Annotated in this window: 27 protein-coding genes, 1 tRNA gene and 1 pseudogene; 13 read left to right on the top strand and 16 right to left on the bottom strand. The window is 72.6% G+C overall.

Annotated elements, in window-relative coordinates; genetic code table 11:
• Positions 1–10: 10 nt before the first annotated feature.
• On the top strand, positions 11–604 hold the full coding sequence (locus ACLIN4_RS07360) for a TetR/AcrR family transcriptional regulator (protein WP_100046341.1): 594 nt from the start codon (positions 11–13) through the stop codon (positions 602–604).
• Here the strand turns inward: ACLIN4_RS07360 and ACLIN4_RS07355 are convergent.
• The 4 genes from ACLIN4_RS07355 to ACLIN4_RS07340 all read right to left on the bottom strand — a co-directional run bounded on the left by ACLIN4_RS07355 (position 543) and on the right by ACLIN4_RS07340 (position 5,223).
• Positions 543–1,463: a LysR family transcriptional regulator gene (locus tag ACLIN4_RS07355; RefSeq protein WP_100046342.1), complete on the bottom strand. Its 921-nt coding sequence runs from the start codon at positions 1,461–1,463 to the stop codon at positions 543–545. The genes ACLIN4_RS07360 and ACLIN4_RS07355 overlap by 62 nt on opposite strands.
• 179 nt (positions 1,464–1,642) lie before the next feature.
• On the bottom strand, positions 1,643–2,857 hold the full coding sequence (locus tag ACLIN4_RS07350; RefSeq protein WP_100046343.1) for an acyl-CoA dehydrogenase: 1,215 nt from the start codon (positions 2,855–2,857) through the stop codon (positions 1,643–1,645).
• A gap of 6 nt (positions 2,858–2,863) precedes the next feature.
• Entirely contained in the window at positions 2,864–3,889 is a 1,026-nt protein-coding gene (locus tag ACLIN4_RS07345; protein ID WP_107477027.1) for a phosphotransferase family protein, read from the bottom strand.
• Between the two features lie 152 nt (positions 3,890–4,041).
• Positions 4,042–5,223 carry an MFS transporter gene (locus tag ACLIN4_RS07340; protein ID WP_411575595.1) on the bottom strand — a complete coding sequence of 394 codons (1,182 nt, stop codon included), beginning with the start codon at positions 5,221–5,223 and terminating at the stop codon, positions 4,042–4,044.
• Positions 5,224–5,341: 118 nt separating this feature from the next.
• On the opposite strand from ACLIN4_RS07340, the pseudogene ACLIN4_RS07335 reads away from it, so the two are divergent.
• Positions 5,342–5,473, top strand: a pseudogene (locus ACLIN4_RS07335) (transcriptional regulator); the annotation flags it as partial.
• Between the two features lie 106 nt (positions 5,474–5,579).
• Positions 5,580–6,209 (top strand): hypothetical protein, encoded by a 630-nt coding sequence (locus tag ACLIN4_RS07330; protein ID WP_411575594.1) that lies wholly within the window; start codon positions 5,580–5,582, stop codon positions 6,207–6,209.
• A 160-nt stretch (positions 6,210–6,369) separates the two neighbouring features.
• Here ACLIN4_RS07330 and ACLIN4_RS07325 read toward each other — a convergent pair whose 3' ends face one another.
• Positions 6,370–6,666, bottom strand: coding sequence for a hypothetical protein (locus ACLIN4_RS07325; RefSeq protein WP_107477029.1), 297 nt, complete (start codon positions 6,664–6,666; stop codon positions 6,370–6,372).
• A gap of 73 nt (positions 6,667–6,739) precedes the next feature.
• Between ACLIN4_RS07325 and ACLIN4_RS07320 the strand changes: the two genes are divergently transcribed.
• Entirely contained in the window at positions 6,740–7,672 is a 933-nt protein-coding gene (locus tag ACLIN4_RS07320; protein WP_100046349.1) for an NADP-dependent oxidoreductase, read from the top strand.
• Positions 7,673–7,717: 45 nt separating this feature from the next.
• On the opposite strand, the gene ACLIN4_RS07315 is transcribed toward ACLIN4_RS07320, so the two are convergent.
• The 3 genes from ACLIN4_RS07315 to ACLIN4_RS07305 form a co-directional block, all read right to left on the bottom strand.
• Entirely contained in the window at positions 7,718–8,056 is a 339-nt protein-coding gene (locus tag ACLIN4_RS07315; RefSeq protein WP_411575593.1) for a DUF202 domain-containing protein, read from the bottom strand.
• A gap of 2 nt (positions 8,057–8,058) precedes the next feature.
• Positions 8,059–8,451, bottom strand: a complete 393-nt coding sequence (locus ACLIN4_RS07310) for a YidH family protein (RefSeq protein WP_107477030.1) — start codon at positions 8,449–8,451, stop codon at positions 8,059–8,061.
• Between the two features lie 152 nt (positions 8,452–8,603).
• On the bottom strand, positions 8,604–9,116 hold the full coding sequence (locus tag ACLIN4_RS07305) for an NUDIX hydrolase (protein ID WP_289911059.1): 513 nt from the start codon (positions 9,114–9,116) through the stop codon (positions 8,604–8,606).
• 251 nt (positions 9,117–9,367) lie between these two features.
• Between ACLIN4_RS07305 and ACLIN4_RS07300 the strand changes: the two genes are divergently transcribed.
• Both ACLIN4_RS07300 and ACLIN4_RS07295 read left to right on the top strand, forming a co-directional pair.
• The gene (locus ACLIN4_RS07300) at positions 9,368–10,318 is read left to right on the top strand and encodes a hypothetical protein (RefSeq protein ID WP_107477032.1); all 951 of its coding nucleotides are present in this window, start codon (positions 9,368–9,370) and stop codon (positions 10,316–10,318) included.
• 36 nt (positions 10,319–10,354) lie between these two features.
• Entirely contained in the window at positions 10,355–11,893 is a 1,539-nt protein-coding gene (locus ACLIN4_RS07295; protein WP_411575592.1) for an APC family permease, read from the top strand.
• 3 nt (positions 11,894–11,896) lie between these two features.
• Here the strand turns inward: ACLIN4_RS07295 and ACLIN4_RS07290 are convergent, their stop codons facing one another.
• The 3 genes from ACLIN4_RS07290 to ACLIN4_RS07280 all read right to left on the bottom strand — a co-directional run bounded on the left by ACLIN4_RS07290 (position 11,897) and on the right by ACLIN4_RS07280 (position 15,186).
• Positions 11,897–12,949: a hypothetical protein gene (locus ACLIN4_RS07290; RefSeq protein ID WP_289911055.1), complete on the bottom strand. Its 1,053-nt coding sequence runs from the start codon at positions 12,947–12,949 to the stop codon at positions 11,897–11,899.
• A gap of 206 nt (positions 12,950–13,155) precedes the next feature.
• On the bottom strand, positions 13,156–14,553 hold the full coding sequence (locus tag ACLIN4_RS07285) for a GntP family permease (RefSeq protein ID WP_107480560.1): 1,398 nt from the start codon (positions 14,551–14,553) through the stop codon (positions 13,156–13,158).
• A 105-nt stretch (positions 14,554–14,658) separates the two neighbouring features.
• Positions 14,659–15,186 (bottom strand): gluconokinase, encoded by a 528-nt coding sequence (locus ACLIN4_RS07280; RefSeq protein ID WP_100046355.1) that lies wholly within the window; start codon positions 15,184–15,186, stop codon positions 14,659–14,661.
• A 137-nt stretch (positions 15,187–15,323) separates the two neighbouring features.
• Between ACLIN4_RS07280 and ACLIN4_RS07275 the strand changes: the two genes are divergently transcribed.
• Positions 15,324–16,025 (top strand): FadR/GntR family transcriptional regulator, encoded by a 702-nt coding sequence (locus ACLIN4_RS07275; RefSeq protein ID WP_107480228.1) that lies wholly within the window; start codon positions 15,324–15,326, stop codon positions 16,023–16,025.
• Positions 16,026–16,037: 12 nt separating this feature from the next.
• Here the strand turns inward: ACLIN4_RS07275 and ACLIN4_RS07270 are convergent, their stop codons facing one another.
• Both ACLIN4_RS07270 and ACLIN4_RS07265 read right to left on the bottom strand, forming a co-directional pair.
• Complete coding sequence (locus tag ACLIN4_RS07270) at positions 16,038–16,412, bottom strand: YchJ family protein (RefSeq protein WP_411575591.1); 375 nt, start codon at positions 16,410–16,412, stop codon at positions 16,038–16,040.
• A 70-nt stretch (positions 16,413–16,482) separates the two neighbouring features.
• Positions 16,483–16,570, bottom strand: a tRNA-Leu gene (locus tag ACLIN4_RS07265).
• 183 nt (positions 16,571–16,753) lie between these two features.
• Here ACLIN4_RS07265 and ACLIN4_RS07260 point away from each other — a divergent pair.
• The 3 genes from ACLIN4_RS07260 to ACLIN4_RS07250 all read left to right on the top strand — a co-directional run bounded on the left by ACLIN4_RS07260 (position 16,754) and on the right by ACLIN4_RS07250 (position 19,420).
• Positions 16,754–18,079, top strand: a complete 1,326-nt coding sequence (locus tag ACLIN4_RS07260; protein WP_100046357.1) for a M20/M25/M40 family metallo-hydrolase — start codon at positions 16,754–16,756, stop codon at positions 18,077–18,079.
• A 142-nt stretch (positions 18,080–18,221) separates the two neighbouring features.
• Positions 18,222–18,455, top strand: a complete 234-nt coding sequence (chpH, locus tag ACLIN4_RS07255; RefSeq protein ID WP_043374785.1) for a chaplin ChpH — start codon at positions 18,222–18,224, stop codon at positions 18,453–18,455.
• Positions 18,456–18,664: 209 nt separating this feature from the next.
• Positions 18,665–19,420 (top strand): chaplin, encoded by a 756-nt coding sequence (locus tag ACLIN4_RS07250; RefSeq protein WP_381913592.1) that lies wholly within the window; start codon positions 18,665–18,667, stop codon positions 19,418–19,420.
• A gap of 107 nt (positions 19,421–19,527) precedes the next feature.
• On the opposite strand, the gene ACLIN4_RS07245 is transcribed toward ACLIN4_RS07250, so the two are convergent.
• The gene (locus tag ACLIN4_RS07245; protein WP_027758838.1) at positions 19,528–19,716 is read right to left on the bottom strand and encodes a DUF5703 family protein; all 189 of its coding nucleotides are present in this window, start codon (positions 19,714–19,716) and stop codon (positions 19,528–19,530) included.
• A gap of 47 nt (positions 19,717–19,763) precedes the next feature.
• Between ACLIN4_RS07245 and ACLIN4_RS07240 the strand changes: the two genes are divergently transcribed.
• Positions 19,764–20,543 carry a hypothetical protein gene (locus tag ACLIN4_RS07240; RefSeq protein WP_381913593.1) on the top strand — a complete coding sequence of 260 codons (780 nt, stop codon included), beginning with the start codon at positions 19,764–19,766 and terminating at the stop codon, positions 20,541–20,543.
• Positions 20,544–20,626: 83 nt separating this feature from the next.
• On the opposite strand, the gene ACLIN4_RS07235 is transcribed toward ACLIN4_RS07240, so the two are convergent.
• Both ACLIN4_RS07235 and ACLIN4_RS07230 read right to left on the bottom strand, forming a co-directional pair.
• On the bottom strand, positions 20,627–23,116 hold the full coding sequence (locus ACLIN4_RS07235) for a helix-hairpin-helix domain-containing protein (RefSeq protein WP_411575590.1): 2,490 nt from the start codon (positions 23,114–23,116) through the stop codon (positions 20,627–20,629).
• A complete protein-coding gene (locus ACLIN4_RS07230; RefSeq protein WP_100049519.1) occupies positions 23,113–24,099 on the bottom strand; it encodes an aldo/keto reductase in 987 nt (328 codons plus the stop codon). Before ACLIN4_RS07230 ends, ACLIN4_RS07235 begins: the two co-directional genes overlap by 4 nt.
• A 112-nt stretch (positions 24,100–24,211) precedes the next feature.
• Between ACLIN4_RS07230 and ACLIN4_RS07225 the strand changes: the two genes are divergently transcribed.
• On the top strand, positions 24,212–25,267 hold the full coding sequence (locus tag ACLIN4_RS07225; RefSeq protein ID WP_107479992.1) for an LLM class F420-dependent oxidoreductase: 1,056 nt from the start codon (positions 24,212–24,214) through the stop codon (positions 25,265–25,267).
• A 249-nt stretch (positions 25,268–25,516) separates the two neighbouring features.
• A complete protein-coding gene (locus ACLIN4_RS07220) occupies positions 25,517–26,305 on the top strand; it encodes a hypothetical protein (protein ID WP_100049517.1) in 789 nt (262 codons plus the stop codon).
• Positions 26,306–26,312 lie beyond the last annotated feature (7 nt).

Genomic DNA, 26,312 nt, shown 5'->3' with positions numbered 1-26,312 from the left:
GGTGACGGCAGTGCCCAGGACCACGGACGGGGACGGCACTCCGGTGCCGCAGCGGCTCCTGGCCGCCGCCACCCGGCTCTTCGCGGAGCAGGGCTACGACCGCACCTCGGTACAGGAGATCGTGGAGGCGGCCGGCGTCACCAAGGGCGCCCTCTACCACTACTTCGGTTCCAAGGACGACCTCCTGCACGAGGTGTACGCGCGCGTGCTGCGCCTCCAGCAGGAACGCCTGGACGCCTACGCGGACTCCGACGAGCCGGTCGAGAAGCGGGTGCGCGAGGCGGCGGCCGACGTCGTCGTCACCACCATCGACAACCTCGACGACGCGTCGATCTTCTTCCGCTCCATGCACCAGCTGAGCCCGGAGAAGAACAAGCAGGTACGTGCCGAGCGCCGGCGCTACCACGAACGCTTCCGCGCGCTCATCGAGGAGGGCCAGCGGGCCGGCGTCTTCACCAAGGAGACCCCGGCCGACCTGGTGGTGGACTACCACTTCGGCTCCGTCCACCACCTCTCGACCTGGTACCGCCCCGACGGCCCGCTCAGCCCGCAGGAGGTCGCCGACCACCTGGCCGACCTGCTGCTGCGGGCCCTGCGCCCGTGAGGTGATCGGCGAGGGCCGCCGCCGCCGGATTGCGCGGCCGCGGCCCGCGACCGGCCAGGACGACGGTCCGGCCCGGCTCCGGCTGCCGGATCTCCACGCACGGCAGCCCGGCGCGCTCGCCGATCCGGCGGGGCACGAACGCCACCCCGATCCCGGCCCGCACCAGGTCGACCAGCAGCCCGATCTGGGTCACGTCACAGGTGATCCGGCGCTCCAGCCCGCAGTGGGCCGCCAGCCGCCGTACGGCCGTCTCCAGGCCCGTGCCCGCGCGGAAGTCGACGAACGGTTCGTCGGCGAGGTCCTTGACGAGGGTTCGCCCGGCGACGGCGAGCGGATGGCCCGGCGCCGTGATCAGCACCAGCTCCTCCCGCCAGGTCGCGTACGCGGTCAGACCCTCGGGGAGGTCCCCCGCGTCCGGCACCAGATACGCCAGGTCCAGCTCCCCGGCGCGCAGCGCCTCGGTCAGCTCGGCGACCGGCGCGTCCCGCACCGACACCTGGACGCCCGGGAACCGGCGGTGGAACGTGGCCAGTTCGGCGGGCAGGTCCACGCAGGTCAGCGTCTGGATCGTGCCGATCGCCACCCGGCCGGCGGCGAGCCCCGTGACGGCCGCGACCGCGTGCCGCGCCTCTTCCGCGCCGGCCAGCAGCGCGCGGGCCTGCGGCACCAGGGCGCGGCCGGCCTCGGTGAGGACGACCCGGCGGCCGGTGCGGTCGAACAGGTCGGCGCCCAGTTCCCGTTCCAGGTTGCGGACGGACGCGCTGAGCGCCGACTGCACGATCAGCTCGCTGCGGGCCGCGGCCGTGAAGCCGCCCTCGGTGACGACGGCCATGAAGTGGCGGAGCTGACGGATCTCCATCCATCTATTCTAGAGATGGACGCCAGCGAAACGATCTGTTGGACCGTCTGCCGGTCCGCGAGCCAGCCTGGAGGCATGACTCGCAGACCGTCCCTCTGGCTCCGTCTCGTCTCCTTCGCCCGCGCGCTCGCGCGCGCGGACCACCACCCCTCCGGCGGCTACTAGCCACCGCGGGGGGCCTACAGGTACTTCTTGATCTCCCGCCGTGCCAGCGAGCGCTGGTGCACCTCGTCCGGGCCGTCGGCGATCATCAGCGTCCGGGCGCCCGCGTACAGCTCGGCGAGCGGGAAGTCCTGGCTCACGCCGCCCGCGCCGTGCAGCTGGATCGCCCGGTCGATGATGTCGACCACCGCGCGGGGCGTGGCGATCTTGATGGCCTGGATCTCGGTGTGGGCGCCCTTGTTGCCGACGGTGTCCATCAGCCAGGCCGTCTTCAGCACGAGGAGCCGCAGCTGCTCGACGGTGACCCGGGCGTCCGCGATCCAGTTGTGCACGACGCCCTGCTGGGCCAGCGCCTTGCCGAAGGCCTCGCGGGACACCGCGCGGCGGCACATCAGCTCGATCGCGCGCTCGGCCATGCCGATCAGCCGCATGCAGTGGTGGATGCGGCCCGGACCGAGGCGGGCCTGGGCGATCGCGAAGCCGCCGCCCTCCTCGCCGATCAGGTTCGACACCGGCACGCGCGCGTGGTCGAAGGTCACCTCGGCGTGGCCGCCGTGGTAGTGGTCCTCGTAGCCGAAGACCTGCATCGCGCGGTCGACGGTGACGCCGGGCGTGTCGCGCGGCACCAGCACCATGGACTGCTGGCGTCGGATGTCCGCGCCGTCCGGGTCGGTCTTGCCCATCACGATGAAGATCTTGCAGTCCGGGTTCATCGCCCCGGAGATGTACCACTTGCGGCCGGTGATGACGTACTCGTCGCCGTCCCGCTCGATGTGCGTGGTGATGTTCGTGGCGTCCGAGGAGGCCACGTCCGGCTCGGTCATGGCGAACGCCGAGCGGATCTCACCGGCGAGCAGCGGCTCGAGCCACTGCTTCTTCTGCCCCTCGTCGGCGAACTGGGCCAGCACCTCCATGTTCCCGGTGTCCGGCGCCGCGCAGTTCGTCGCCGTCGGCGCCAGCTGCGGGCTGCGGCCGGTGATCTCGGCGAGCGGGGCGTACTGGAGGTTGGTGAGGCCGGCACCGTGCTCGGCGTCGGGCAGGAAGAGGTTCCACAGGCCCTGGCGGCGGGCCTCGGCCTTCAGGTCCTCCACGACCTGCGGCGTGTCCCAGGGGGAGGCGAGGCGGGCGCGCTGCTCGTGGGCGACCTGCTCGGCGGGGTAGACGTACTCGTCCATGAAGGCGAGCAGCTTGGCGCGGAGTTCCTCGGTGCGTGCGTCGAACGCGAAGTCCATGGTGGGTCAGCCCTCCTGAAGGGTGGTCAGGCCGTGCTCGATGAAGACGGGGACGAGGTCGCCGATGCGGTCGAAGCCGCGGCCGACCGTCTGGCCCAGCGTGTAGCGGTAGTGGATGCCCTCCAGGATCACGGCGAGCTTGAACCAGGCGAACGCCGTGTACCAGGCGACGGCGGACACGTCGCGCCCCGAGCGCGCGGCGTACCGCTCGATCAGCTCGGCGGGGGCGGGGTGCCCGGGGGCCTGGGCCGTGGTGGAGACGGGGGAGTCGGGCATGCCGAGCGGGCTGCTGTACATCACCAGCAGGCCGAGGTCGGTGAGCGGGTCGCCGAGGGTCGACATCTCCCAGTCGAGGACCGCACGGATCTCGTCGGTCTCCCCGCCGATCAGGACGTTGTCGAGGCGGTAGTCGCCGTGCACGACGGTGGGGGAGGGGGAATTGGGCAGCTCCCGGCCGAGGGTGGCGTGCAGCTCGTCGATGCCGGCCAGGTCGCGGTTGCGGGAGGCGTCCAACTGCTTGGCCCAGCGGCGGAGCTGGCGGTCGAGGAAGCCGTCGGGGCGGCCGAAGTCGCCGAGGCCGGCCTCGGCGGGGTCCACCGCGTGCAGGCCGACGAGCGTGTCGACCAGGTTCAGCACGGCGGCCCGGGTGCGTTCGGGGCCGAGCGGGGCGAGCTGTTCGGCGGTGCGGTACGGGGTGCCCTCCACGAACTCCATGACGTAGAAGGGCGACCCGAGGACGTCCTCGTCCTCGCAGAGCAGGACCGGGCGCGGCACCGGTACGTCGGTGGGGTGCAGGGCGCTGATCACGCGGTGCTCGCGCTTCATGTCGTGGGCGGTGGCCAGGACATGGCCCAAGGGGGGTCGTCTCACGACCCAGCGCGCGGTACCGTCCGAGACCGCGTACGTGAGGTTCGACCGTCCGCCCTCGATCAGCCGGCCGGACAGCGGGCCGGTCACCAGACCGGGCCGCTCGCGGTCGAGCAGGCCGCGCAACCGGTCGAGATCGAGTCCGGGCGGGTGGTCGGGGCTCATTCGTCGCTCCTAGGGGCAGATGAACAGTACCCGACTCATGATGCCGACCGGTCGGTATGGCGTCCAGAGGAGGGGCGGAACGTGATCGGGGCCACGGTGGGCCCCGACGGGTGAGATGCCGGTGCCTCATGCCCGCGGGCGTGCCGGCAGGTTCAGGCGTACTGGGCCGCTGGACTGTCCTGCGCCGCCGTTCGGCGGGTGTTGTGACGGTGGTGGGTGAGCAGGAAGACGATCAGTCCCAGCAGTGTCATGAAGGCCCCGGCCAGAGCCAGCCCCGGGTAGTGCGAGGTGTGGTTCAGAACCAGACCGCCGACCGCGGAGCCGAGTGCGACACCTCCGTTGAACGAGGCGGCCGCGAGCGCGGAGACCAGGGCGGACGCGGTGCCGGCGACGTGCAGGACGTAGGACTGCAGCGGGGGCACCATCCCGAAGCCCGCGCCGCCGAGCAGGACCAGGAGCGCAAGCACGGCGGGCAGGACCGATCCCAGCGCCCACAGGGCCAGCAGCCCGACCACCAGGATGCCGAGGATGACGATGACCGTACGGGTGACCGAGCGGTCGGCGTAGTGGCCGCCGAGGGCGTTGCCGGTGATCAGGCCCGCGCCGAACAGGAGCAGCAGCCAAGTGACGGAGCCGGCGGACACCCCGGTGACGGTGGTCAGGTACGGGGCGATGTAGGTGTATACGACGAACAGGCCGCCGTAGCCGAGCGCGATGGCGAGGAAGGCGGCCCACAGCGCTCCGCTGCGCAGGACGGTGAAGCCGCGGTCCTCCGATTCGCCGTCTGCGGGTGTGCCGGGCAGCAGAAGCCACATGGCGAAGGCGCCGATGGCGGCAAGGCCCGAGACGACCCAGAAGGCCGATTCCCACCCGGCCGCGCGCCCGACGATGTTGCCGATGGGGACGCCGATCACGTTGGAGACGGTGAATCCGGTGAAGACCACGGCGATGGCCATGGCACGCCGGGTGGGGGCGACCATGCTCCCGGCCATGGTGATCGCGACGCCGAGGAATCCGCCCAGCGTCGCTCCGGCGAGGGCGCGGGAGAGGGACACCAGGAGCAGGCTGCCGGTGAGGGCGGTCGTCGCGTTGGCGATGAGGAAGACGAGGGTCAGACCGGTCACGAGGGGCTTGCGGGGGAGGCGGAGTGTGGCGGCGGCGACGAGCGGGCCGCCGAACATCGCGCCGAGCGCGAAGCCGGTGGTGACCCAGCCCGCCTGCGACACCGAGACCCCGAGATCGTCACTGATGAGGGGAAGCAGACCGTTGGGGACGAGTTCGGCCGTTCCCAGGGCGAAGGCCGTCAGGGCGAGAGCGAGGATGGGTAGAGGCATGCCCTCGATCGTGAAAGGTGTACCAGCCATCTACCAGGACCCGATCTTTGCCTGCCCCGAGGATGGTGGTACTGACAGGGATATGGTCGCCCCCGGGCACGCCCTCTACGGTTGATATATGAACGATCCGGGCGATCTGGCTGTCTTCCTCCGCGCGAAGCGTGCCGCCCTCCCGCCGGAGGCGACCCCCATGAACGGATTCGGGGTCCGCCGACGGGTGCCCGGCCTGCGGCGGGAAGAGGTGGCGCAGCTGGCCGGGGTCAGCGTCACGTACTACACGCGTCTGGAACAGGGGCCACAGCCGACGCGCCTCCGACGAGGTCCTGCTGGCCTTGGCCGGGGCGCTGCAGTTGTCCGTGACCGAGACCGAGCACTTGCTGGACCTGGCGCGGACTCCACGTACCCCCGCCGTGAGTGCGGCCACCGGCCCCGAAACCGTCAGCCCGAACGCACGGACCTTGCTGTCCCTGGTCGCTGAGCGGCCTGCCGTCGTCCTCGGCCGACGCAACGACGTTCTGGCCTGGAACAAGCTCGGGCACGCACTGATCGCGCCTCATCTGCGCGCCGACGCCCCCGACCACCCGGACATCCGGCCCTCCCTGCCTCGCCTGCTCTTCCTCGACCCCCAGGCCCGCGCCCTGTACCGGGACTGGGACCAGGAGGCCGCTGACTACGTCGCCTACCTGCGGTTGATCAGCGGAAAGTACCCGGACGACGAGACCCTGACCCGCATGATCGGTGAGCTGTGCGTCCGGGACGACGCCTTCGCCGCTCTGTGGGCCTCAGGGCGCGTCGGCGAATGCGTTGCCGGCACCAAACGCATGATCCATCCCCGTACCGGCGAGATCACCGTCGACTTCCAGCTCTGGGCCCAGGCAGACCGTCCCGACCAGCGCGTAGAGATCTACGAACTGCGCGACGACCCCGACGGGACGCTCACCCGCGCGCTGCTGGACACTCCCGCGGCGCATGTGGGCCGGCAGTGATCCGGAACGGCTCCGGAGCGATGGGTGATCGAGCCGTCCCTCGGCCGGTCGATGGGTCACGCCACCCGGCTGCTGCTCGCGCCCCTCACCTGCGCCCCGGACGTCCCGGTCGCCCTGGCCGCAGCGCCCTCTCCCTTCCTGGAAGGAACCGGGCCCGGCCCTAGTGGTCGTCCCAGTGGCCTTCGTGGGACGCGTGGCGGTGGCCGTCGTGCAGGTAGTCGACGTGGTCGCCGTGCGGTACGCGCGTGTGCCCGCAGCCCTCGCCGTGCCGGTGGTCGTGGCTCTCGTGCGCGGTGTGCCGCGCGGGCTCGCACTCGTCCCAGTGGCCGCCGTGCGCGCGGTGCAGATGGCCGTCGTGCGCGTAGTCGACGTGGTCGCCGTGGGGTACCTCGGTGTGCCCGCACTCCGGGCCGTGGACGTGCTCGTGGGCGGTGTGTTCCTGGTGGAGAGTGGTCATGGCGCTCACCTTAAGGGTTGATATCAGGACATTCGGCTTGCGTGGTGTCCAGGTACCCCGGAGGGTCGAAGCCATGAAGGCGATCAGTTACGCACGGTACGGCGGTCCCGAGGTGCTGGAGTACGGCGAGGTCCGCGATCCGCGGGTCGGGCCCGACTCGGTGCTCGTGAAGGTGCGGGCCGCCGCCGTCAACCCCGTCGACTGGAAGTGCCGGGACGGTCATCTCGACGCGATCCTCCAGCCCGTCTTCCCGGTGGTCCCCGGGTGGGACGTGTCGGGGGTCGTGGTGCAGCCCGGGGCCTCCGTCACGGAGTTCACGGTCGGGGACGAGGTCGTCGGGTACGTCCGCGAGGACTTCCTCTCCCGGGGCACCTTCGCGGAGTACGTGGCGGCGCCCGTGCGTACCCTCGCGCGCAAGCCGCGCAACCTCTCCTTCGAGGAGGCGGCCGGACTGCCGCTGACCGGGCTGACCGCGTACCAGGTGCTGACCAAGGCGCTGCGGGTGAAGCGGGGCGAGACCGTCCTCGTGCACGCCGCGGCGGGCGGGGTCGGCTCGGTCGCCGTCCAGCTGGGGCGGCATCTGGGGGCGCGGATGATCGGTACGGCGAGTGAGCGCAACCACGACTTCGTGCGAGGGCTGGGCGGAGAGCCGGTGACGTACGGGGAGGGGCTGGCCGAGCGGGTGCGGGGGCTGGCGCCCGAGGGGGTGGACGCGGTGTTCGACACGGTCGGCGGCGAGACGCTGAAGGTCTCGGCGAACCTGCTCGCTCCCGGCGGCCGGCTCGTGTCGATCGCCGACGCGGACGCCGTCGACTACGGCGGGCGGTACTTCTTCGTGCGCCCCGACGCGGAGGATCTGCTGCGGCTGACCGAGTTGGCGGAGCAGGACGTGGTGACCGTGCACGTGTCGGAGACGTTTCCGCTGGAGCGGGCGGCGGACGCGCACCGGCGGAACCAGGAGGGGCGGACGCGGGGGAAGATCGTGGTGACGGTGGACTGGTCCTGACCGCTCCTCACCGGTGCGGTCGGCGGCCTGCGGGGCCGGCCGGCGCTAGAGGACGAGCAGCGCGCCGCACAGGGCGAGCACCACCGTGCACAGGGCTGCCGCCGTGGCGTACGGCGGGGTCAGGGTGCGAGGCCTGGGCGTCGCGGAGAGGGTGCGGATGCGCTCGTGGGCGATGCGCAGGAAGGCCAGCCACAGGGCGCAGCACAGGGCGGCGGCGACGACCGAGGCGGGGGTCGCGCCGCCGTGCAGCGCGGCCTTCGCGGCGAGTACGGCGACGACGGTGCCGGAGAGGGTGGTGCGGCGCCAGGCGAGGCGGGTGCGCTCGGGCTGGAGGCCGGGGTCGCGGTCGGGGGCGGTTGCGGGGTCGGGCGTACCGGCGGTCACCGTCAGCCCTCCCACCCGACGAGGACCACGACGACCATCGCCACGGCGACCACGGCGACGACCATGCTGAGCAGGGCCGGGAAGCGGGAGACGGGGAGGTCCTCGCCCCGGCGCATGGCGCGTTCGCAGCGCACCCAGTGGTTCACCGCGCGCAGCGAGCACAGGACGCCGGCCGCGAGCAGCGCGAGGGCCAGGCCGACCCGCCAGCCCCAGCGCAGGTCGGGCAGGAACTGGTCCACCGCGAAACCGCCGCCGATCAGGGCGAGGGCGGTGCGCAACCAGGCCAGGAAGGTGCGCTCGTTGGCGAGCGAGAACCGGTAGTCGGGGGTGTCGCCCTCCTGCCGGATCTCTTCGGGCGCGAACCAGAGCCGGACGTTCCGCACGAATTGGATCACGCGGGGACCCTATCGGGAGTGGCGCCTCCGGCGGTGGGGCGGGGTGCCTCCGGCGGCTGAGCGGATGCCCGCGGGTTGCCTCCGGCGCCCGGGAGGGGTTCCCGCGGCGGTCCGGGCGTGCGGGGAGGCGCCCGTCCGTGTCGCCCCCGCGTTCACCCGGTCCGCCGAGCCCGCAGCCGCGAGTACGCCGCCAACCCGTCCGGCACCCACTCCCACTCCCCGAGCCTGTCCTCCACCTCCGCCTCCGTGAGGAACCCGTGCCACGCCACCTCCTCCACCTGCGGAGCGACCGGTCCCTCGCAGCGCACCGCGTACACCGCCGACCACCAGGTCCGCCCGGCACCGTCGTCGTACAGGAACTTGAACAGGTACTCCGGGCGCGGCAGCCCGGTCACCCCCAGTTCCTCCTCCGCCTCCCGCAGTGCCGCGTCGTCGTAGGACTCGCCCGCGCCCACCACCCCGCCGACGAACATGTCGTAGAGGGACGGGAAGACCAGCTTCGTCGGCGTGCGGCGGTGGACGAAGACACGGCCCCGGGCGTCCCGGACCCACACGAAGACGCAGCGGTGGCGCAGCCCCCGCGCGTACACGTCACCCCTGCGGGCCTGCCCCACGACGCGGTCGTTCTCGTCGACGACGTCCAGGATCTCGTCAGCAGCGCTCATGCCGTCCATCCAAGCAGCGGACGTTCCGCCGGGGCCGCTCCGGGACCCGCTCGCGGGCAGGTGGCGGCCTGCGCAGGGGGCCGTGTCCGCGAACGCCCTGCGGACAAGTTGCCTTTTCTACAAGTGAGTTGACGCGTGTAACGCTTGGTCGGGCCTTGACGCCAAGCCTTGGCGGCCGGTTTGCTGTGAGTGATCAGTGCATGGCAAACCGGCTACGACGACCCAGCGCGTCGCGTGAGGAAGATCCCGCGGTGTCCCCACCTCCGCCTCCCCTCGGCCGCGGACGCAGACGCGCCGCCCAGGCCTTCGACGAGGCCCTCGACGACGCCGAACTCGTCGCCGCCCGCGCGGCCCTGGCCCAGGGGCGGTGGCAGTCCGCCCGGTCACTGCTGGTCCACACGGGCGACGACTGGGACCGCCGGGGACACCGGGCGACCGTCCTCGCCAAGGAGACCTACTGCGCCGCCTGGGCCCGCGAGTGGCTGCTCGCCGAACCCGACTCCGCCGACGCCTCGGTCCTGCTCGCCCTGGCCCTGGTGCACCGCGCCCTGCGCGGCAAGGAGAAGCCGGACAAGGCGAGGGAAGCCTGCCGGAGCGCCGCCGAGCTGCTGCCGTACGACCCCACCCCCTGGCTCGGGATCCTCCTGCTGGAGCGCTCGCTCGGTGCCGACGACGAGGCGGTACGGGCCTTCGAGGCGGTGCGCGGGCGGTACGCGGACCACCACCACGCCCACCACCTCATGGTGGCCCGGCTCGCCGAGTGCGGCGCCGACCGGGGCCCCGATCCACTGCACGAGGTGTACGACTTCGCCTCCTGGGCCGCCGAGCAGGCCCCCGCCGACTCCCCGCTCGCCATCCTCCCGGTCGTCGCGCACGCCGAGCGCTACCGCGTGCTGGCCGCGGCCGGGCACCAGCCCGCCGATCCGAACGCCTCCGGGCACTGGGCCGACCGCCGCGCCCGGCTGGTGATGAAGGCGGCCTTCGACTGGTGGCTGGAGTGGGAGCAGGACGGTCACCCGCGGCGCCTGATCGACCTCAACTTCCTCGCCCACGCCAAGTCCTGCGAGGGCCGCGGGGCCGAGGCCGCCGCCCTGTTCCACCGCATCGGCGAGCACCCCACGCCCGCGCCGTGGTCGTACCCGGACCGCGATCCGTACCCCGCCTTCCGGGCCGCCCGCGCCGGCGCGCTCGGCACGGCCTGACATCCGCCACGAACACGAGAGAAGGTCGGTCCCCCGATGACCACGGGCAGTTCGAGCACGAGCAGAACCGCGAGCGGTGGCACGATCAGTACCTTCAAGGGCCGGGAGCGGGCGCTGCGCGCCGACCGGCTGGGCACGGGGGGACTGCTGCTCTCCGTGCTGGCCGCCACCGCGCCGCTCATGGTGGTCGCCGGGGTCATGCCCACCACGTTCGCGGTGATGGGCATCGTCGGGCAGCCGCTGCTCTTCGTGGTGCTGGGCGTGGTGCTCATCCTCTTCAGCGTCGGGTACGCCGAGATGAGCCGGCACGTGCACAACGCCGGGGCCTTCTACGCGTACATCTCCCGCGGGCTCGGCGGCACCGCCGGCGCGAGTGCCGCCCTGGTCGCCCTGGTCGCCTACAACGCCCTCCAGGTCGGCATCTACGGCATCTTCGGCTTCGAGGTCTCCGGGCTCCTGGCCACCTACGCCGACCTGGAGGTGGCCTGGTGGATTCCGGCGCTGCTGGCCGTGCTCGCGGTCGGCACGCTGGGCCGGCTGAAGATCGACGTCAACGCGCGCGTCCTGGGTGTGCTGCTGCTGATCGAGGTCGTACTGGTCGTCGTGTTCGACATCGCCGCCGTCGCCGATCCGGGGGCGCAGGGGCTGTCGTTGCGGGCCTTCGACCCGGAGACCCTGACGGGGGCGGGGGTGGGGACCGCGCTGTGCTTCTGCATCGCCGCCTTCCTCGGCTTCGAGCAGGCACCCGTGTACGCGGAGGAGACCAGCCGGCCGCACGTGCTGGTTCCGCGTGTCATGTTCCTGGCGGTTTGCGGGGTCGCGGTGTTCTTCGCGCTGAGCAGCTGGGCCCTGACCGTCGCGACCGGGCCGGACGAGATCGTCGGGACCGCGCGGGAGCAGAGTGCCGGACTGCTGTTCTTCCTGACCGAGTCCCGGCTCGGCGGGGCCTTCACCGACGTACTGCACGTCCTGTTCGTGACCGGCATGTTCGCCGCCCTGCTCAGCTTCCACAACGTCGTCGCCCGGTACGCCTTCGCCATGGGGCGTGAAGGGCTGCTGCCCGCCGCCTTCGGGCGGGCCGGCGGTTCCAGCGGCGCCCCGGGCACCGGATCGCTGCTCCAGACCGCCGTGGCCGCCGTCGTCGTCATCGGCTTCGCCGTCGCCGACGACAAGCCGAACGGCGACCCGACCCAGCCCGTGCTGCACCTGTTCACCTGGGGCGGCAACATCGGTGCCCTCGGCGTGATCGTGCTGATGGCCGCCGCGTCGTTCTCCGTCGTCGCCTTCTTCGTACGGCGCGGCGCCGCCGGCACCCAGGGCGTACGGCTTGCGACCTCCACCGTCGCGGGCGTCGCCCTCCTGGTGATCGCCGGTTACACGGTCAAGGACTTCGACGTCCTCGTCGGCGCCGGCCCCGGCTCCTCGCTGAGCTGGGTGCTGCCGGGCATCATCGGCCTCGCCGCGGCCGGCGGTCTGGCGCAGGGCCTGGTGCTGCGGACACGGGCGCCCGAACGGCACGCCCGGATCGGCCAGGGCAACGAGGCGTTCCAGCTGGACAAGGAGGCGTCCTCCTGAAACTCAGGGGGACGCGGAGGGCGTGAGCGGGTCCGGGGCGGCGAGCACGAAGGCGTCCTCCCGGACCACTTCCGTACCGCCGTACCGGACGCGCACGTCGAGCGCCGTTCCCGGGACGGCGGGCACGGCCGGGACCGTCACGGCCAGGCGCAGCCGGTCGCCGCTCCCGGCGGACGGCGCGGTGAGCGGGGCCGGCACGCTCACCCCGCCCACCGACACCTCGCCGTCGCGCAGCAGTTCGGCGTGGTCGAAGTAGGTGCCGCTCAGCTCGACGGAGAGCGTTCCGCCGGGGCCGGCGGTCCCGTCGGTCCCGGCGTCCACCGCGGCGATGGCGTAGGCGCAGGCCGGGGCAGCCGTGGGCGCGGTCTCGAGCCGTACGGTGGCTTCGGGGTGCCGGCGGTGGAACTCCAGCAGGCCGGTCAGTACGTCGTGGGCCGCCCGGCTCTTGCAGTCGTCCGGGCGCTCCGCCGACGCCCCGTGGCCCAGAGCCGCCGCCTCCCAGCTGCCGCCCCGGCCCTGGACCGCCAGGCAGGCGTTGGCCAGGCCGTGCAGCAGTCGCCGGTCGTCGGACGGCGGGAGGGCGGGGAGGGCGCGCAGGACGTCCGCGCACCCGGTGCCGGGCGTGCGGAGCCGGTCGTAGAGGCTCTCCGGGTCCGGTACGGCGTCCGTGTCCGGGGAGACGGGGCCGGGCGGGAGCCAGGCGGGCGCGGTGAGGGGCGGCGGGCCGCCGTCCTTCGCCGGGCGGTCGGCGCGGGGTGCGGCAGGCGCGGTGGGTGTGGTGACACGGGTCGGTGATGCGGGTGGGCCGGCGGCGGGCGGGGCGCCCACCGGGCCGCCGCCGCTGCCGTCCGGGGCCCACGAAGGGGCGGGCGCGGAGGACTCCGCCGCCGGGTGCGGGGTGCCGGCCCGGCCGCCGTTCGCGAAACCACCGGCCACGTTCGCGTCCTGGGCCCTGTCCGGCGGCCCGACCTCACCGGCGGCGCAGGAAGCGGCGATCACCGCCACGGTCCCGGCCAGGCACAGCCCCGCGATCCGCGTGCCGAGCGAAATCCCCATGCCGCCCCCCGACGTGACCGCCCCGGAAGCGCGCCGGGGGTCTCCCATCATCCGGGCGCACGCCCCGCCGGGGAAGTGGCTCAGGCGGCGGAGTCGGTGCCGCGGTTGGGCAGCACCTTTCGGGACCGGCAGCGCTCCGCCCCGGCGGAATCCGACCGCCGGGGCGGAGCGCCCGCCGATGCCGAGGAGAGGGCTGGTCCCCGTACCTAAATGACCAGTGACAGGAGCAGGACCAGGGCGCCCGCGACCACCGAGATGATGGTCTCCATGACGGACCAGGTCTTGATGGTCTGGCCGACGTTCAGGCCGAAGTACTCCTTCACCAGCCAGAAGCCGGCGTCGTTGACGTGGCTGAAGAACAGCGAGCCGGCGCCGATCGCCAGGACCAGCAGGGCCGCGTGGGTCGTCGACATGTCGGCCGCCAGCGGCGCGACCAGACCGGCCGCCGAGACGGTCGCCACGGTCGCCGAACCGGTCGCCAGCCGGATCGCCACCGCGATCAGCCAGGCCAGCAGCAGGGCCGGGATCGACCAGTCCTCGGAGATCTCCAGGATCATCTGGCCCACGCCGGAATCGATCAGCGTCTGCTTGAAGCCGCCGCCCGCGCCGACGATCAGCAGGATGCCCGCGATGGGCGCGAGGCCCTTCTCGACCAGGCCCGAGAGGCGGTCCTTGCCGAAGCCGGCCGGACGCAGCAGTGTGAAGATGCCGACGATCACGGCGGCGAGCAGGGCGATCAGCGGGTTGCCGATGACGTCGAAGGTGCGCTGCACCACGTTGTCCGGGTCGTCGACGACGATGTCGACGAGCGCCTTGGCCAGCATCAGCACGACCGGCAGCAGGATCGTCGCCAGGGTGGCGCCGAAGCCGGGACGCTTCTCCAGCTCCTCGGAGGCGCGCTGCGGGATCATGCGGTCGGGAGCGGGGACGTCCACCCAGCGGGCCGCGTACTTGGAGAACACCGGACCGGCGATGATCACTGTCGGGATGGCGATCAGGACGCCCAGCGCGAGCGTCACACCGAGGTTGGCGCCGAGCGCGTCGATCGCGACCAGCGGGCCGGGGTGCGGCGGGACCAGGCCGTGCATCACGGACAGACCGGCCAGCGCCGGGATGCCGATGCGCATCAGGGAGTAGTTGCCGCGCTTGGCGACCATCAGGACGACCGGGATCAGCAGCACGATGCCGACCTCGAAGAACAGCGGCAGTCCGATCACGGAGGCGATCAGCACCATCGTCCACGGCATCGACCGGGGGGTCGCCTTGGCGAGGATGGTGTCCACGATCTGGTCGGCGCCGCCGGAGTCGGCGAGCATCTTGCCGAGGATCGCGCCGAGGGCGATCAGGACGCCGACGCCCGCGACGGTGGAGCCGAGTCCGCCGGTGAAGCTGGTGATGACCTTGTCCAGCGGCGCCCCGGCGAACGCGCCGAGCGCCAGTGACCCGATGGTCAGCGACAGGAAGGCGTGCAGCTTGAACTTGGTGATGAGCAGAACGATGACGGCGATGCCCAGGAGCACGGCGATGCCCAGCTGGGCGTGGCCGGCCGAGGTGATGGGCTCGACGGTGTCCGCTGCCAGCATCTCGACGCTGAGTCTGGTCACGGTGGTTCCCTTGCGGTGATGGGGATTCGGGGGAGGGGTCGGGGCCGTGTCCGCGGGTGGCGGCACGACCCCGGGGGAGGGCGTGGGGGTTACCGGATCACCGGATTACCGGGTCGGTTCGGGGAGATCCTCGAGGGCATGCACCGCCCGTTCGGTGATCTCCTCCGGAGTGCCGGCGACGTCCACCGCGACTCCCGCCTCGTCGGGCTCCAGGGGCTGGAGCGTGGCGAACTGAGAGTCGAGCAGGGCCGTCGGCATGAAGTGCCCCTGCCGGTGCGACATCCGGTCCTCGATCAGCTCGCGGCTGCCCGTGAGGTGCACGAAGACGACACCGGGAGCGGCCGCGCGCAGCCGGTCGCGGTACGACCGCTTGAGCGCCGAACTGCTCACCACCCCGCCGAGCCCCGCCCGCCCGTGAGCCCAGCCGCCGATGGCGTCCAGCCACGGCCAGCGGTCCTCGTCGGTGAGCGGGGTGCCGGCCGTCATCTTGGCGATGTTGGCCGGCGGGTGGAAGTCGTCGCCCTCGGCGTAGGGAACGCCGAGCCGGGCCGCGAGCAGGGGACCGATGGTGGTCTTCCCGGTGCCCGCTACGCCCATGACCACGACGACGTGGGGGGTATGCAGTCGCTGCATCGCACTCTCGCTGTCTGCTGTCTTCGTCGACACGTGATGTCGACGCAACTGAAACCCATTAGGTACGACGAATTCAAGAGGCTGTGACATATAAGTCTGACTTTTTGTTCCCGTGACCTGCCCCGTACTCTGAGTGCATGAGCACACCGGGCCGGGGGCTGCACGGCCGCGTACTGGACACCCTCGGCCCCGCGATCACAGCGGGCGAGTACCCTGCGGGCAGCGTTCTGCGCACGGACGAACTCGCCCAGCGTTTCGAGGTGTCGCGCTCGGTGATGCGCGAGGCGGTGCGGGTGCTGGAGTCCATGCACCTGGTCGAGTCGCGCCGCCGCGTGGGCGTGACCGTCCTGCCCGAGTGCGAGTGGAACGTCTACGACCCGCAGGTCATCCGCTGGCGCCTGGCCGGCTCCGAGCGCCCGCGCCAGCTGCGCTCCCTGACGGTGCTGAGGTCGGCGGTCGAACCGGTGGCCGCGGGCCTGGCGGCGCGGCTCGCGACGCCGGAGCAGTGCGCCGAACTGACCGAGTGCGCGCTCGGCATGGTCGCCAACTCACGCGGCCACCAACTGGAGCAGTACCTCTTCCACGACGTGGCCTTCCACCGCGTCATCCTGACCGCCTCCGGCAACGAGATGTTCGCCCGCCTCGGCGGCGTCGTCGCCGAGGTCCTGGCCGGCCGCACGCACCACGACGTGATGTTCGAGGACCCCGACCCGGCCGCCGTCACCCTGCACGTCCAGGTCGCCGAGGCGGTGCGCGCCCGGGACGCCGAGCGCGCCGAGCGGCTGACGCGGGAGATCACGGTGGGGGCGCTCCAGGAGCTGGACATCCTGGCACCCTGACAGGACCGTGCGCTACGGGAGGAACTCCCCGTCGACGTACACCCACGCCCCGTCGACGCGCTCGAAGCGGCTCCGCTCGTGCAGCGAGCCGCCGCGGTAGGAGGCGCGGAAGGTGACCGTTCCGGTGGCGTGGAAGGCGGAGCCGTCGGTGGTCTCCTGGATCTCCAGCCCGGTCCAGCGCATGCCCGGGTCCAGGTCCAGGCGGGCGGGCCGGGTCCTCGGGTGCCAGGTGCGCAGCAGGTATCCCGCGTCGGCCTTGACGAAGGCGCTGTAACGGGAACGCATCAGCGCCTCGGCGGTCGGCGCGGAGGCGGGCCCCGCGTGGAAGCGACCGCAGCACTTCTCGTAGGGCTCGGGCAGTCCGCAGGGGCAGGAAGGCGTGGTCATGACGGCCATTGTGCCCGTCGCGCGCATCGCCGGGAAAAGCAGAAGACCCCTGCTCGGCAGGGGTCTTCACTGGTGTCCGAGGGGGGACTTGAACCCCCACGCCCGATAAAGGGCACTAGCACCTCAAGCTAGCGCGTCTGCCATTCCGCCACCCGGACAAGGTGTCTGTCGTGCGGGCTGCTGCCCGCGGCGACGACGTAAACATTACCAGGCTTTCCGGGGTGGCCGATCACCCCCTCCTTGGGCGCGGACGGCCGGAGGGGGAGGATGAGAGGGGCCCACCAGCGGGGACACCGCAGGGCACCAGCAGGGACACCAGCAGCGACAGCGGGAGGAAGCACGTGAGCGACTCGGGCACGGCCAGGAGCGTCACCGGCGAGGACGAGGTCGTCGACCTCTGCCGCGAGCTGATCCGGATCGACACCAGCAACTACGGCGACCACTCGGGTCCGGGCGAGCGCAAGGCGGCCGAGTACGTCGCCGAGAAGCTCGCCGAGGTGGGACTCGAACCGCAGATCTTCGAGTCCCACCCCGGACGCGCCTCCACGGTGGCCCGGATCGAGGGCGAGGACCCGTCCCGGCCCGCGCTCCTCATTCACGGCCACACCGACGTCGTCCCGGCCAACGCGGACGACTGGACCCACCACCCCTTCTCCGGCGAGATCGCCGACGGGTGCGTGTGGGGACGCGGCGCGGTCGACATGAAGGACATGGACGCGATGACCCTCGCGGTCGTCCGCGACCGCCTGCGTACCGGCCGCAAGCCCCCGCGCGACATCGTGCTCGCGTTCCTCGCGGACGAGGAGGCCGGCGGGACGTACGGCGCCAAGCACCTGGTGCACAAGCACCCGGAGCTGTTCGAGGGCGTCAGCGAGGCGATCGGCGAGGTCGGCGGGTTCTCGTTCACCGTGAACGAGAAGCTGCGGCTCTACCTCGTCGAGACCGCCGAGAAGGGCATGCACTGGATGCGGCTCACCGTCGACGGCACGGCCGGCCACGGCTCGATGACCAACGACGACAACGCGATCACCGAGCTGTGCGAGGCCGTGGCGCGGCTCGGCCGGCACAAGTGGCCGGTCAGGGTCACCAAGACCGTACGGGCCTTCCTCGACGAGCTCTCCGACGCGCTCGGCACCGAACTCGACCCCGAGAACATGGAGGAGACCCTCGCCAAGCTCGGCGGCATCGCCCGGATGATCGGCACCACCCTGCGCAACTCGGCGGCGCCCACCCAGCTCGGCGCCGGCTACAAGGTCAACGTCATCCCCGGGCAGGCCACCGCGCACGTCGACGGCCGCTTCCTGCCCGGCTACGAGGAGGAGTTCCTCGCCGACCTCGACCGCATCCTGGGCCCGCGCGTGCGGCGCGAGGACGTGCACGCCGACAAGGCGCTGGAGACCGACTTCGACGGCCGGCTCGTCGACGCCATGCAGACCGCCCTGCGCGCCGAGGACCCGATCGCACGCGCGGTGCCGTACATGCTCTCCGGCGGCACCGACGCCAAGTCCTTCGACGACCTCGGCATCCGCTGCTTCGGCTTCGCGCCTCTCAAGCTGCCGCCGGAGCTGGACTTCGCGGGCATGTTCCACGGGGTGGACGAGCGGGTGCCGGTGGAGGGACTGCAGTTCGGCGTGCGGGTGCTCGACCGCTTCATCGACGCGTCCTGACCTCCATGACGTATTCGGTCACGCGTGCGGGGTGCGACCAGGAAGGATGAATGCGCTCATAGGCTCGTAGCCTCATTACTCCCTCCTCGTTACAGGTGATGCGATCAGCAACCTGGATCGCTTTTGCCAACTAGGAGGAATAATGCTCAAGAAGGTCGTCGCCGTCGCGGCTGCCACCGGTGGTCTGGTTCTCGCGGGCGCGGGCATGGCCGCCGCCGACTCCGGTGCCCAGGGTGCCGCCGTGCACTCGCCCGGCGTCCTCTCCGGCAACGTCGTTCAGGTGCCCGTTCACGTGCCGGTGAACCTCTGCGGCAACACGGTCTCCGTGATCGGCCTGCTGAACCCCGCCTTCGGCAACGTCTGCATCAACAAGTGACGTTGTGCCTCGCCCCGTGAGGGTCTGAGTCCGCCGGCCCCGGAGCGCGCGCCATGCGCTCCGGGGCCGACGGCCTTCACGGGCCTTCGGGGGGAGGGAAACGACGGCAACGCCGGAATTCCCGGTAGCCACGGGATTTCACGGCCTACTGGCCTCGGTACTTACGGGCCTGAGGACTACGGGACTAGGGCAAGGCAGGGATTCAGGAAATGCGACAGGTCACCCGCAAGGGCCTGATGACTATGGCGGCGGCCACCGGCGTGATCGCCGCCGCGGGCGGCACCGCCCACGCGGACTCGGGGGCGCACGGCTCCAGTTCGGGTTCGCCCGGCGTGCTGTCCGGCAACACCGTGCAGGCGCCGGTGCACGTGCCGGTGAACGTGTGCGGCAACACGGTCGACGTCGTCGGCATCCTCAACCCGGCGATGGGCAACTCGTGCGCCAACCAGGGCGGCGGTGCCTCCAGCGGACACGGCGACTCCGAGGACCGGTCAGGCGCGCACGGGGGCTCGCACGCCGACGGACACGCCGGCGACTCGCCGGGCGTCGGCTCCGGCAACACGGTGCAGGTGCCCGTGCACGTGCCGGTGAACGTGTGCGGCAACAGCGTCGACGTCGTCGGCGCCCTCAACCCGACCACCGGCAACGACTGCGGCAACGGGAGTGGCGGAGATCACTCCACGCCGCCCGACGGCGGGCACGAGACGCCGCCCGGAGAGCCGGGCGACCCCGGCGACCCGGGTGACCCCGGCGATCCCGGTGACCCCGGTGACCCGGGCGAGGACACTCCGGGCGGTTCCTCGGACGGCAACCGGCCGGACACCCAGACCGTCGCCCAGCCCCAGGGCAACGCGCAGCTCGCCGAGACCGGCAGCGACCTGCCGCTGGGCCTGGCCCTCCCGGTGGGCGCGGGTGCGCTGCTCGCGGGCACGGTGCTCTACCGCAAGGCACGCGCCTCGGCGTGACGCGGGCCGTGCGCGCGGGGCGGGTGGCCCGCACGCACAGCGGGCCCCGCACGGCGGGGCCCGCTCCGTCTCCGTCACCCGTGCCCGGTCGAGCCCGGTCACCGGGCTCACCAGGTGGCGCGTACCTGGCGGATGATCCGCCGCCGCAGCCGCACCCTGCGGCTGCCGTCGCGCAGCAGGCTCAGGCGGTACAACTCCCAGTGTCCGTACTCGGCGTGGTCGGTCAGCAGACGCGTCGTCTCCTTGCGGGAAACCCCGCGCGGCACGTACACGTCGACAAATTCGTATTCCGGCATCGAATCTATTGTGCGGGCTGGGGCCCGGTACGGATAGCGTCTGCACTATGTCTGATGCTGCGCAGCCCACCGCTGCCGAGGTACGCGCCGCCGCCGAGGCGGTCAAGACCGCGCTCGACCGCCACCTGGCCGCGGTCGAACGCCGGTCGGGGGAGGACGACCCGGCCGTCTACGACGCGTTCAACCAGCTGGCCGCGGCCGCGGAGGCGTACGACGAACTGCTCTACGACCGCTACGACGAGGTGACCCCCTTCGAGATTCCCGGCGCGGACGACTCCCTGCCGCCGTACACGGGACCCGAGGAACCGAGCGCGCTGAGCGTACTGATCCGCCGTGACTACGCCGTGGCCGAGCCACAGCGGCTGATGGCCCAGGCACGGCGGGTCGAGGCCGCGGACGAGGAGGGGGCGGCGGCCTCCGGCACGGTGCACGGTGCGCTCGGTCTCCTGTTCGGCGAGTTCGAGCCCGACGAGATCGCGTCCCGGCACAAGGAGTTCGGCCTGGAGGAGGGTGACTCCACGCTGTGGGTGACGGCCGCGGAGGAGACGGCCGAACCGGGGGAGTGGCTGGAAGCCCCGTTCGAACAGGTCGACCCGCAGCGAGTGGTCTGCCGATTCGACGTCAGCGCGGTCTTCGACGACGAGTTCGACGACGACCTCGACGCGGACGAGGAGGACCTGGACGCGGACGAGGAAGATCTCGACGCGGAGGAGGAGGACCTCGACACGGATCTGGAGACGGACCCGGAGGGGGACCTCGACGGGGAACCGGATCCGGACGAGGACGGCGAGCCGGCGCGGCTGGGGGCGGACCGCCGGGGGCCGTGAGCGACGACGCACCGGAACGTGCGGCGGCGGTGGTCGACAGGAAGCCCTGTCGACCACCGCCGCCGTCGTCGTGTCGGCCGGGGTCAGTCGGCCACCGGAACCTGCGGCGCGAGCAGCACCGGCAGCCGGGTCGTGCGCGGCTTGGCCGGTACCTCGGCCACGGCCCGGGGCAGCGCCTGTTCCACACCCTGCACCACGGACAGATGACGGACGGCCCGGCCGAACGCCGTGTAGATCCAGGGGCGGCTGAGAGCCTGCGCGGCGTCGCCGGGCAGGACCACGACCACCGCCGGCCACCGGCCGCCCACCGCCTGGTGCGCGGTCAGCGCCCATCCGTGCCGCACGGACCGCTCCACCCGCTCCTGCGGCACGACGACGGTCTCGCCCGCGCAGGACAGGTGCAGTCCGTCGGCGTCGGCCTTCACGACCCGGCCCGGCAGCGTACGACCCGGCACGGGGGAGTAGGCGACACGGTCGCCCGGGTCGAAGCCGCCGAAACGGCCGGGGCCCGGGTTCAGCCGCTGCTTCAGTGCCGCGTTCAGCGCCCGGGTGCCCGCCGCGCCGCCGTGGCCCGGTGTGATCACCTGGGTGTCCTCGGCAGGGACGCCGATCGCGCGCGGCACGGAGTCCGCGACGAGCTGGACGGTGCGGTGCACGGCCTCGCCCGCGTCCCGCACCGGCACGATCACGACCTCCTTGCCGGGCGCGTCCACCTGGGCGAGTTCGCCGATGCCGATGCCGGAGACCAGTTCGCCGAGTGGACCGGGATCCGGACGCCTGGAGGCGACCTGTGGGCAGACCCGCGCCGCCAGCAGGTCCGCGAAGACCCGTCCCGGGCCCGCGGACCACAGCACCGCCGGGTCGCCGGCCAGTACCAGCCGTGCCCCGTCCGGCAGGGACTCCACCAGCAGGGCGCCCGCCTCGACGTCCAGCTGCGGTGCGTCGAGCACCACGAGGAGATCGAGGTCCAGCGCACCGTCGGCGTCCCGGCCCGGCCCCTCGGTGCCGGCCAGCAGCCCGGCCAGCGTGACGGCGGCGGGACCGACGGGGGCGGAAGCCTCCGGGGCGGGGGCGGTCGGGTCGGAGCCGGGGGCAGCGGGCGGGGTGCCGCCGCCCATCTGGGCGGCGAAGCGGTCACGGCCGAGCGGGCCGGGCGCCGCGGCCCAGGCGCGCAGGCCGAGCTCCCGCGCGGCGCGCAGCAGGGCGGCCGGTTCGGCCAGGGAGGCCTCGCCGCCGGTGTGCAGGACCAGCCCGTGCCCCGCGACCGCGCGGATCAGGTCGGCGGCGGCACCCTGCGCGGAGTCGGCGGCCCGCTCCCAGTCCGCGGCGGAACCGTCCTGCTTGGGAGCGGAGTTGACCAGCCGAGCCAGGCCGTCCGCGAGGCTCTCCTCGGCGAGCGCGAACCGCTCCAGGCCGATCAGCACCCGGACCGGGCGCTCCTCGTCCTCGTCCGGAGCGTCCGTCCCACCGGCCCCGCCCGACGCGAGCCCCGGACGGGCCCCGGGCTCCTCCACGGCGTCCTGGAAGGCCAGCGCCTCACCTTCGGCGAGCGTGCTCTGTACGGCGGCGTCGGGGTCCGGCACGCCGCGCTGGGCCAGCGTGGCCGTCAGCCGCGGCAGCTCCAGGGCAGTGTGCCCGGCGAGGGCCGCCTGCTCCAGCAGCCACACGGTGACCGCACGGCCGCGGCGCTCGTCGTCCGGGCCGCACGCCGCGCCGAGCAGGGCCCTGGCGAACCCGTCGGCCTGCTCCGGCCGTACTCCGCCGACCCGCAGCAGCTGCCAGGGGTCCGCGCGCAGCGCCTCCTCCGCCCCCTCGCCGAGCAGCGCGGCGGTCTGCGGTGCGAGCGCCTCGGGGGCGCCGCCCTCGGCCAGTACCCGGCGGACGGCCTGAACGGTCTCCGGCGCGGGTCCCGCGGGGCCGGCGGCCTGCTCGGCCCGCACCGGCCGGGGAGGTGGAGCCGTCTCGGGGGCGGGGCGGCGCGGCGCGGGGGTGGGGTCACCGAAGACCGTGGCCGCGGGCTTCTCGCCGCTCTCCACGGCCCGTACGGCGGCGAGCAGGTCGGCCGCCGTGCCGCTGAGCTTGCCCCCGGCGTCGATCGGCCGCTGCTTCTCGGCCTTCCGCCGCGCGATCCGCTCCCGCTCGACCTGTTGGGCCGCCAGCTCCGCCTCGGCCTCGGAGACCTGGGCGGCTTCACCGCCGCCCTCCACGGAACCGGCCGGCGACCCCGAGGCGCCCTCGCCACCGGAGTCGCCGGGCCCCGACGACTCCACGTCCGACCCGGCCGATCCGGCGTCCCCGACGACCCCGCCGTCCGCCGGTCCGGTGGCGCCTTCGCCGTCCGCCGGGCCCGCCCCGGCGGCCGGCACACCGGCGGAGGCCGCGCCCCGGTCCCCCGTACCGGCGTCGCCCGCGCCCTCGCCGACCGGCCGCCCGGCGTCCGCGTCGCCCGCATGGGCGTCGCTCACGGGGACGTCGGCGGTCCGCCCGGCCTCGTCCGCCGTGCCCGGCGTCTCCGGCCCGGCGTCCACGGTGGCCGTGGGGTCCTCGGAGGTGGGCTCGGGCTCCGTGCTCACAGCGTGCTCCAGTCGTGATCGGGGTAGCGGTGCACGGGCGCCGACACATCGTCGAGCGCCCGGCAGATCTCGTCAGGAAGACTAAGGGTCTCCACTGACAACGCCGCCGTGAGCTGCTGCGCGTTGCGCGCGCCGACGATCGGCGCGACCACGCCGGGCCGGTCCCGGACCCACGCCAGCGCCACCTGGAGTGGCGTCACCGCGAGCCCGTCGGCGGCCGTCGCCACCGCGTCCACGATGTGACCGGCCGTGTCGTCGAGGTAGGGGGCGACGAAGGGGGCCAGGTGGTCCGAGGCGCCCCGCGAGTCCGGTGGCGTCGCGTCCTTGCGGTACTTGCCGGTGAGGACCCCGCGGCCCAGCGGGGAGGAGGGCAGCAGGCCGATGCCCAGGTCCAGCGCGGCCGGCAGCACCTCCCGCTCGATGCCCCGCTGGAGCAGCGAGTACTCCATCTGCGTGCTCGCCAGCCGGTTCCGCACGCCCGGCGCCGCCAGCTGCCAGGTCGCCGCCTTGGCCAGCTGCCAGCCGCAGAAGTTCGACACGCCCGCGTAGCGGGCCCGGCCGCTGCTCACCGCCACGTCGAGGGCGTGCAGCGTCTCCTCCAGCGGCGTGTGCGGGTCGAAGGCGTGCAGATGCCACACGTCGACGTGGTCCGTGCCCAGGCGGGCCAGCGAGGCGTCCAGCGCGGAGAGCAGGTGGGCGCGCGAACCGTCGAAGCGGCGGTCGGGATCGGGCACGCTGCCGGCCTTGGTCGAGATCACCAGGTCGCGGCGCGGCACCAGCCCTTCCATGAGCCGTCCGAGCAGGTACTCGGCCTCCCCGTCGCCGTACACGTCCGCGGTGTCGACGAGGGTCCCGCCCGCTTCCCAGAAGGTCTTCAAGAGGTCGGCGGCGTCATGCTCGTCGGTGTCCCGGCCCCAGGTCAGGGTGCCGAGACCGATGCGGGACACGCGCAGGCCGGTGCGGCCGAGATGCCTCTGCTCCATGAACGCCGACATTACTGGCCACGGCTTGCGCTGTGGGGGCCTGTGGACAACCGAATTGCCGCGCTAAGGTCGGGGCACAGAACACGTTACTGATCGGTAAGGGGAATCGGCCATGCAGCTCGGGATCAACCTCGGCTACTGGGGTGCCGGAATGGACGCGGACAACCTGGCCGTCGCCCAGGAGGCCGACCGGCTCGGCTACGCCGTCTGCTGGGCCGCCGAGGCCTACGGCTCCGACGCGGCCACCGTGCTCACCTGGGTCGCCGCCCAGACCGAGCGTATCGACGTGGGTTCGGCCATCTTCCAGATCCCGGCCCGCCAGCCCGCGATGACCGCGATGACGGCCGCCACCCTGGACTCCCTCTCCAAGGGCCGCTTCCGCCTCGGCCTCGGCGTCTCCGGTCCGCAGGTCTCCGAGGGCTGGTACGGCGTCAAGTTCGACAAGCCGCTCGCCCGCACCCGCGAGTACGTCGAGATCGTGCGCAAGGCGATGACCAGGGAACGGCTCTCCTACGAGGGGCAGCACTGGACGCTTCCGCTGCCCGGCGGCCCCGGCAAGCCGATCAAGCTGACCGTGCACCCGCAGCGCGAGCACATCCCGCTGTACATCGCCGCGATCGGCCCGAAAAACCTGGAGCAGACCGGCGAGATCGCCGACGGCGCCCTGCTGATCTTCCCCTCCGCGGACCACCTGGAGGAGACCGCGGTCAAGCACCTGCGGGCCGGGCGCGAGAAGGCCGGCAAGACCCTCGACGGCTTCGACGTCTGCCCGACCCTGCCGCTCGCCCTGGGCGACGACAAGGACGTCGCCGCGCTCGCCGACACCTTCCGCCCCTACACCGCGCTCTACGTCGGCGGCATGGGCAGCCGCAAGCAGAACTTCTACAACCAGCTCGCCCAGCGCATGGGCTACGAGGCCGAGGCCGCCGAGATCCAGGACAAGTACCTGTCCGGTGACAAGGAGGGCGCCGCCGCGGCCGTACCGCACGAGTTGATCGACCAGACCACCCTGCTCGGTTCCGTCGACCGCATCGCGGACCGGATGAAGGCCTACGCCGCCGCCGGCGTCACCACCCTGACGCTCGCCCCCGCCGGCTTCACCCTGGACGAGCGGATCGCCGCGCTCCGCGCCGGTACCGAGGCCCTGGAGCGCGCGGGGCTGGCGTAGCCAATCGGGAGCGATCCAGGAAAGTTCTGCGGCCGTGGTGGGGGCTCGGGGGGTCTTCCCCGCCACGGCCGTCACGAGGAACAACGCGCCCACGCGCGCGGGGTTACGCCTCCTCCTGTTCCCGGCCGTCCTTCTTTTGGCTGAGTTGTCCGCCGTACCTGTTGCCGCGCCTCATTTCCCGCACTTGACTCGTTCTTTGCGGAGTCTGCGGAACCTGCCCAACCCTGCAGCGGCAGAGAGGTGCCAGCGATGCTTTCGGCCAAGAGTCTGTTCCAGGAGATCCTCGACAACGACGAGTCGTTCCGTCTCTTCTGCTCCATCGCGGCCAGCGGCGAGTCCCAGGGCGGCTGGGAGAACGCGCGCATCGCGGCGCTGGTACCGGAGAGCGAGCGCGCCCTCGCCCCCAAGATCACCCGGCACGGCGCGGACGAGGACAAGCACGGGCGGATCTTCAACGCCCTGCTGAAGAAGCGCGGCCTCGAACCCGTCGAAGTACCGCCCGAGACCGACTACACCATGCTCCTGGAGCGGCACGGCATCGGCCTCGCCCACGACAAGCTCAAGGCCGACCAGCCCCTCACGGTGCGGGACATCATCACCTACCTGGCGCACAGCAGGGTCACCGAACAGCGTGCGGCCGAGCAGATGGCGATGCTCCTCAAGCACTTCGGGGACCACCCGGACCTCGGCCGGGCCGTCCGCATGATCTCCGCCGACGAGGACAACCACCTCGCCTACTCCCACGAGGAACTGCTGCGCTACGCCGCCGCCGGGCACGGCCGCTACATCCAGGCGACCCTGCGCGAGTGCGCGCTCGCCGAGATCCGCGTCCACCGGGACGTGAGCCTCGGCGTGATGGCCCGCATGGGCCGCATCCTCGGCTGGTCCCGCGCCAGGTCCGCGCTGCTCGCCGCGGGCATCCACGCGACGTACGCCTACGAGCGCCTGGCCGGCTGGCGCCGCATGGTGACCCTGCGCACACCCGCACGGCGCGACGCGCTCGGCGGACCCGCCACCGCGGCGCCCGAGGTCGCCTGACCGGCAC

Source organism: Streptomyces mutabilis, from assembly GCF_046628145.1.
Taxonomy (GTDB): Bacteria; Actinomycetota; Actinomycetes; order Streptomycetales; family Streptomycetaceae; genus Streptomyces; species Streptomyces mutabilis.
This window is presented reverse-complemented; position numbering and strand designations above follow the sequence as displayed.

Excerpts from the sequence above, each read along its gene's own strand:
- ACLIN4_RS07355 (WP_100046342.1), bottom strand. The coding sequence starts at position 1,463 with ATGGAGATCCGTCAGCTCCGCCACTTCATGGCCGTCGTCACCGAGGGC.
- ACLIN4_RS07350 (WP_100046343.1), bottom strand. The coding sequence starts at position 2,857 with ATGGACTTCGCGTTCGACGCACGCACCGAGGAACTCCGCGCCAAGCTG.
- ACLIN4_RS07345 (WP_107477027.1), bottom strand. The coding sequence starts at position 3,889 with ATGAGCCCCGACCACCCGCCCGGACTCGATCTCGACCGGTTGCGCGGC.
- ACLIN4_RS07340 (WP_411575595.1), bottom strand. The coding sequence starts at position 5,223 with ATGCCTCTACCCATCCTCGCTCTCGCCCTGACGGCCTTCGCCCTGGGA.
- ACLIN4_RS07325 (WP_107477029.1), bottom strand. The coding sequence starts at position 6,666 with ATGACCACTCTCCACCAGGAACACACCGCCCACGAGCACGTCCACGGC.
- ACLIN4_RS07320 (WP_100046349.1), top strand. The coding sequence starts at position 6,740 with ATGAAGGCGATCAGTTACGCACGGTACGGCGGTCCCGAGGTGCTGGAG.
- ACLIN4_RS07305 (WP_289911059.1), bottom strand. The coding sequence starts at position 9,116 with ATGAGCGCTGCTGACGAGATCCTGGACGTCGTCGACGAGAACGACCGC.
- ACLIN4_RS07295 (WP_411575592.1), top strand. The coding sequence starts at position 10,355 with ATGACCACGGGCAGTTCGAGCACGAGCAGAACCGCGAGCGGTGGCACG.
- ACLIN4_RS07290 (WP_289911055.1), bottom strand. The coding sequence starts at position 12,949 with ATGGGGATTTCGCTCGGCACGCGGATCGCGGGGCTGTGCCTGGCCGGG.
- ACLIN4_RS07280 (WP_100046355.1), bottom strand. The coding sequence starts at position 15,186 with ATGCAGCGACTGCATACCCCCCACGTCGTCGTGGTCATGGGCGTAGCG.
- ACLIN4_RS07275 (WP_107480228.1), top strand. The coding sequence starts at position 15,324 with ATGAGCACACCGGGCCGGGGGCTGCACGGCCGCGTACTGGACACCCTC.
- ACLIN4_RS07270 (WP_411575591.1), bottom strand. The coding sequence starts at position 16,412 with ATGACCACGCCTTCCTGCCCCTGCGGACTGCCCGAGCCCTACGAGAAG.
- chpH (WP_043374785.1), top strand. The coding sequence starts at position 18,222 with ATGCTCAAGAAGGTCGTCGCCGTCGCGGCTGCCACCGGTGGTCTGGTT.
- ACLIN4_RS07250 (WP_381913592.1), top strand. The coding sequence starts at position 18,665 with ATGCGACAGGTCACCCGCAAGGGCCTGATGACTATGGCGGCGGCCACC.
- ACLIN4_RS07245 (WP_027758838.1), bottom strand. The coding sequence starts at position 19,716 with ATGCCGGAATACGAATTTGTCGACGTGTACGTGCCGCGCGGGGTTTCC.
- ACLIN4_RS07240 (WP_381913593.1), top strand. The coding sequence starts at position 19,764 with ATGTCTGATGCTGCGCAGCCCACCGCTGCCGAGGTACGCGCCGCCGCC.
- ACLIN4_RS07230 (WP_100049519.1), bottom strand. The coding sequence starts at position 24,099 with ATGGAGCAGAGGCATCTCGGCCGCACCGGCCTGCGCGTGTCCCGCATC.
- ACLIN4_RS07225 (WP_107479992.1), top strand. The coding sequence starts at position 24,212 with ATGCAGCTCGGGATCAACCTCGGCTACTGGGGTGCCGGAATGGACGCG.
- ACLIN4_RS07220 (WP_100049517.1), top strand. The coding sequence starts at position 25,517 with ATGCTTTCGGCCAAGAGTCTGTTCCAGGAGATCCTCGACAACGACGAG.